4 protein-coding genes are annotated in these 6,139 nt (G+C 48.5%); all 4 read right to left on the bottom strand.

The window, feature by feature from the left end:
• Positions 1-155: 155 nt before the first annotated feature.
• The 4 genes from thrC to KF839_RS14585 all read right to left on the bottom strand — a co-directional run bounded on the left by thrC (position 156) and on the right by KF839_RS14585 (position 5,964).
• Complete coding sequence (thrC, locus tag KF839_RS14600; RefSeq protein WP_292918561.1) at positions 156-1,571, bottom strand: threonine synthase; 1,416 nt, start codon at positions 1,569-1,571, stop codon at positions 156-158.
• Positions 1,572-1,659: 88 nt separating this feature from the next.
• On the bottom strand, positions 1,660-2,973 hold the full coding sequence (locus tag KF839_RS14595; protein ID WP_292918560.1) for a homoserine dehydrogenase: 1,314 nt from the start codon (positions 2,971-2,973) through the stop codon (positions 1,660-1,662).
• 51 nt (positions 2,974-3,024) lie between these two features.
• Positions 3,025-4,254: a pyridoxal phosphate-dependent aminotransferase gene (locus KF839_RS14590; protein WP_292918559.1), complete on the bottom strand. Its 1,230-nt coding sequence runs from the start codon at positions 4,252-4,254 to the stop codon at positions 3,025-3,027.
• Between the two features lie 213 nt (positions 4,255-4,467).
• Positions 4,468-5,964, bottom strand: coding sequence for a DEAD/DEAH box helicase (locus KF839_RS14585; protein ID WP_292918558.1), 1,497 nt, complete (start codon positions 5,962-5,964; stop codon positions 4,468-4,470).
• Between the last annotated feature and the right edge of the window lie 175 nt (positions 5,965-6,139).

Below are 6,139 nucleotides of genomic sequence, written 5' to 3'. Positions count from 1 at the left end.
GTTGTGCAGGGGTCTTTATAGTGAGACAAGTTTGAGTAACAACATGAATTTCAACATATCTTATGCTTCGCAATGGTTGGAGTTCATGAATTCACTCCAATCTACTATACTGCTCATCTAATTAAAGCGCATCGCACCATTAGTTCGGCGCAATACTATTGCACCCTACTGAATTCATCAATATATGCCTTCACCGCCGCTACATCCGCATCCTTCACCACAAACCGTTGCGGCAAGTCTTCCAGATTCTCGAAACCTGCTGGCCGTTCCGGTTCACACCCGATGGCTTCTTGGATGCTTTCGGCGAATTTAGCCGGTAATGCGGTTTCCAGACAAATCAGTGACACGCCGGTTTCGCGGTGTGCTTGGCCGACCTTGAGGCCGTCGGCGGTGTGGGTGTCGACTAGTACTTGGTAGCGTTGGTAGATGTCGCGGATGGTGTCGATGCGCGCCGCATGGTTGCTGCTGCCGGAGACGAAGCCGTAGTCCTGAATTTTGGCGAACAGCGGGGTTTGCGATAAGTCGAAAGGCTGGCCTTTGTCGACTGCTGACCACAATTCCCCGACCTGTTGCGCGTTGCGGCCGGTCAAATCGAAAATGAAGCGTTCGAAGTTGGAGGCTTTGGAGATGTCCATCGACGGGCTGCTGGTGTGTTGGGTCTCGATAGTCGTGCGTGGACGGTACACACCGGTGCGGAAAAATTCGTCGAGCACGTCGTTTTCGTTAGTTGCCAGGATCAGGCGCTTGATCGGCAGTCCCATCATACGGGCGACATGCCCGGCGCAGATGTTGCCGAAATTACCGGATGGCACGGCGAACGACACTTGCTCGTCGTTGCTTTTGGTCGCGGCGAAATAGCCTTTGAAGTAATACACCACTTGCGCGACGATGCGCGCCCAGTTGATCGAGTTGACCGTGCCGATGCGATGCGCTTCCTTGTAAGCATGGTCGTTGCTGACCGCTTTGACGATGTCCTGGCAATCGTCGAACACGCCGCGGATGGCGATGTTGAAAATGTTTTTGTCTTGCAGCGAGAACATTTGCGCGGTCTGAAAGCGACTCATTTTGCCGAGCGGCGACAGCATAAACACGCGGATGCCGCGTTTGCCGCGCATTGCGTATTCCGCGCTGGAGCCGGTGTCACCCGAGGTTGCGCCGAGAATGTTCAATTCGTCGCCGGTTTTATCGAGCTGGTATTGAAACAGATTGCCAAGCAGTTGCATCGCGATGTCTTTGAACGCCAAGGTCGGACCGTTCGACAATCCCAAAATATGCAATCCCGGTTCCAACGTTTTCAGCGGCGTGATGTCCGCCGTGCCGAATACTTCGGCGGTATAGGTCTGGTTGATAATGCCGCGCAAATCGTTTGCCGGAATATCATCGACAAAGCGCGATAGGATCTCGAACGCCAGCGCCGGATAACTTAAATTCCGCCAGGCGGTGAGTTCCGCTGCCGTGATTTTGGGGTAGGTTTTCGGGATCGCCAGGCCACCATCCGGTGACAGGCCGCTCAACAGGATTTCAGAAAAAGGCTTGGGCGGCATGCCACCGCGGGTAGAAATATAACGCATGGTTGATCTCTTCAGGTTATGCAGCAGCGAGAGGCCGGGGATACGGCAAACGCCCGCAAAGCAGCGGGCTTCCTCATTGCCTATCACTTCAGTTGTTCAATTCCTCGATACGCAGGCGGAACACTTTGCCAGTGACGACCGGCAATGCTTCGATACGGGCAATCGCCGCATTGATGTTTTTCTCCACCGTCAAATGCGTCAGCATGATAACACTGACTTGATCGGATTCGTCGCTCGCCTCTTTTTGCAGCAACGCACTGATCGAAATATTTTGTTCCGCAACAATGCGGGTGATTTCCGCCATCACGCCAGGCTTGTCAACAACCTGGATACGCAGATAGTAAGAAGTTTCGACTTCGTCCATCGGAATCACCGGTGTATCGGACAGCAAATCCGGCTGGAACGACAACGGCGGCACGCGGTGCTTCGGATCAGCGGTATGCAAACGCGTGATATCGACCAGATCGGCAATTACAGAGCTCGCGGTCGGTTCCGAGCCGGCACCGGCACCGTAATACAATGTCGCGCCAACCGCATCGCCTTTGACCACAATCGCGTTCATCACGCCTTCGACATTGGCTATCAAGCGTTTCATCGGAATCAGCGTCGGATGCACACGCAATTCGATGCCTTTTTCCACTCGCTTGGTAATACCGAGCAATTTGATCCGATAACCCAATTCTTCCGCATAGCGGATATCTTCGCCGGTCAGTTTGGTAATACCTTCAACATACACTTTGCTGAATTGCACCGGAATGCCGAACGCGATTGCCGACATCAGCGTGATTTTATGCGCCGCGTCGATGCCTTCGATATCGTACGTCGGGTCAGCTTCCGCGTAACCGAGTTTTTGCGCTTGCGCCAGTACTTGATCGAACGGCAAGCCTTTGTCGCGCATTTCCGACAAGATGAAATTCGACGTGCCGTTGATGATACCCGCGATCCAGGTGATGCGATTGGCAGTCAACCCTTCGCGCAATGCTTTGATGATCGGGATGCCGCCAGCCACCGCCGCTTCAAAAGCGACGATGACGCCTTTGGCGCGCGCAGCGGCAAAAATTTCGGTACCGTGGTTGGCCAGTAGCGCTTTATTCGCAGTGACGACATGTTTGCCATTGGCGATTGCTTCCAGGATCAATTCTTTGGCGATGGTTTGGCCGCCGATCAATTCGACGACGATGTCAATATCCGGATTTTTAGTGACTTCATGACCGTCGCCAGTCACGATGACACCGGAGTCCGCCAGACTTCGCGCTCTCTCCAGATTGGTATCGGCAATCATTTTGATGACAATTTCGCGGCCCGCGCGACGCGCGATTTCTTCGCGGTTGCGTTTCAGAACCGTATAGGTGCCGCCACCAACGGTGCCAACGCCTAATAAACCTATTTGTATTGGATTCATAATAGCTAAACGATAAAACTTAAAATAATGAAATTATAAGGATTTATTGCATTAATTCGTACCGTGACGTTTACGGTAACGCTCAAGAAAATGTGCGATGCGCCCGACGGCTTCGGTCAAGTCGTCGGTATTCGGTAGAAACACCACGCGGAAATGATCGGGGTGTTTCCAATTAAAACCGGTGCCTTGAACCAGCAGCACTTTTTCTTCCAACAGCAAATTGAGCACCAATTGCTGATCGTCCGAAACCGGATAGATTTCCGGATTCAGTCGTGGAAACAGATACAACGCCGATTGCGGCTTAAAGCACGTTACTCCGGGGATATCCGTGAGTAGCTTCCAGGCGACATCGCGTTGCTTCATCAATCGTCCGGTCGGCATGGTCAAATCGTAAATACTTTGATAACCACCCAGTGCAGTCTGTATGCCGAACTGCGACGGCACATTGGCACATAATCGCATTGAAGCAAGCATATTCAAACCAGCGATATAGTCACGCGCATGCGTTTTTTCCCCGGAAACCACCGCCCAACCCGAGCGAAAACCGGCAGCGCGGTAATTCTTCGACAATCCGTTAAACGTAATAAACAACACATCGTCAGCTAGCGAAGCAATCGACGTATGTGTCGCGTCTTCGTAGAGAATCTTGTCGTAAATCTCGTCAGCATAAATGATGAGCTGGTGTTGCCGCGCGATCTCGATGATGTCGAGCAGTAATTCTTTCGGATACAATGCACCGGTTGGATTGTTTGGATTGATGATGACGATGGCTCGCGTTCTCGGATTGATTTTTGCACGGATGTCGTCCAGATCCGGCAACCAGCCAGTTGCCTCGTTACATTCGTAATGACGCGCCACCCCTCCGGAAAGTACTACGGCCGCTGTCCATAGCGGATAGTCCGGCATCGGAATCAACACTTCATCACCGTTATCGAGCAACGCTTGCATGGTCAGCACGACCAATTCGGATACACCGTTGCCGATAAAGATGTCGTCGAGTTGGACGTTTTTGATTTGCTTTTCCTGCGTGTAATGCATGATTGCTTTACGTGCCGCGAATAACCCTTTGGAATCGCAATAACCTGAAGCTGCCGACAAATTGCGTATCACATCCTGCAGAATCTCTTCCGGCACGTCGAAACCGAATGTTGCCGGATTACCAATATTCAGTTTGATAATGTGATGGCCTTCATCTTCCATCTGCCGCGCACGCTCAAGCACCGGCCCGCGAATATCGTAACAAACATTGACTAACTTGCTGGACTTTAAAATGGGACGCATGGTAATGACATGAAACTTGTGAAGATTAAATTACTAATTTAGCCCTACAATCACTGATATCGCAGTTGCGAAGTTTGGCATTATATACGCTATCTTCACTTTTCCACATTGAAAACACGCCGATCTTTTCCCTTAAATCCGCTTCTTTCGCATATTCTTTGTGAGTTAAACAATCGTCAGTGCGCTTACAAAAAATCACTCGCTGCACGATGACTAATCGACCTTATTTCTAATCGCCGGAGAAATGAATAAGGCAGGTACTGGTTTCCTTGCATGCTGTCGATGCGTTGCTCTATGCAGTTTACTGTCGTTTTCGGCCATTACCGGATATTTTGAAACATAGGGCTCTGTAAATAACGGATCTATATTTTTATTCGTTTTATTTTTTCTATTTGTATTTCTTACCGCCTGCCCTTTGTTGAAAGGTACGATGTTTTCATGATTTCTTACTGAAGAATGAATATTCTTATTGCGATTACGCACACCTGACTTGCTTTTCTGTTCAGTTGCTTCGGTTTTAGCATTGAAATCGAGCGATTGTTCTAATTCCAGTTCGTCTTTTCTATCCATCTGCTCAACTTTAAGCTTAAACCCGATGAGTTTTTCAATGCTTGCTACCAGCTTATTTTCTTCCCGGCTGACCAATGAAATCGCAGTCCCTTTTCTTCCGGCTCGACCGGTACGTCCGATTCGATGTACATAGTCTTCCGGATTACCAGGCAACTCAAAATTGATCACATGTGTCAGATCTTCGATATCCAGTCCTCTGGCCGCAACATCCGTCGCCACGAGTATCCGGATCAAGCCTTGTTTAAAGTCTTCCAATGCTTTAGTCCGTTGCGACTGATTTCTATCCCCATGAATGGCAGCGCATGTAATGTCCCGGCGGCATAACTGTTGAACCAACCGGTCTGCACTATGCTTGGTTCTGGTAAAAATCAATACTTGCTCCAATGCTTGTTGAGATATTAATCCCACCAAGAATTCTTGCTTCCTTTTAGTATCAACAGGATACAGAACATGGGAAATCAAATCACTCACTGAATTCTGCTTTGCGACTTCAATCGTTGCAGGGTGAATTAATATTTTACTCGCAAGCTTTTTGATTTCTTCTGAAAAAGTGGCTGAGAACATTAGGTTCTGACGCTTCTCCGGCAACAATTCAATTATTTGTTTGATATCTGGCAAGAAACCCATATCCAACATCCGATCGGCTTCATCTAAAACGAATATTTCCACCTTTGAAAGTACGAGGTTTTTTTGTTGAAGATGATCCATTAATCGCCCCGGCGTCGCCACCAAAATTTCCACCCCCGATCGAAGCGCTTCTATTTGCGTATCGATATTGACACCACCATAAATTACAGCCGATTTCAGTAATGAGTACTTCCCATATGTTTTAACACTCTCGAAAACCTGTAACGCAAGCTCTCTTGTGGGAACCAGAATCAATGCCCGAACGGGATGACGTGCTGGTGATGCGCTGTTATTGGCATGAATTTCTAATCTCTGCAACATTGGTAAGGTAAAACTTGCGGTTTTACCTGTTCCTGTCTGCGCTGCGCCCATTACATCCTTGCCTGCTAATATCACTGGTATCGCTTGCTCCTGAATAGCAGTCGGTGTCGTATAGCCTTCTTCGGAAACAGCGCGCAACAAATTTGTCGACAAATCAAGCTGTTCAAAAGACAAAATTTTATTACTACTCATATTTTATGTACGTTTTACCTTTTAAATTTTTATGTTTCATATTTAATTTATGATTCGTCACGATCTCATAAACAAAAAGAACCCGTACAAATATTATTTGCACGGGTTCTATAGTAGAAGAATTTGATTTCACTCAGACTCTTAGATGTGCTGAGTGTTAAACGAAGTACAAAGT

Origin of the sequence: Nitrosomonas sp., from assembly GCF_019635155.1 — a bacterium.
In the GTDB taxonomy this organism is placed as follows: domain Bacteria; phylum Pseudomonadota; class Gammaproteobacteria; order Burkholderiales; family Nitrosomonadaceae; genus Nitrosomonas.
The sequence above is the reverse complement of the archived record's forward strand: the minus strand, read 5'-3'. Positions and strand labels throughout refer to the sequence as shown.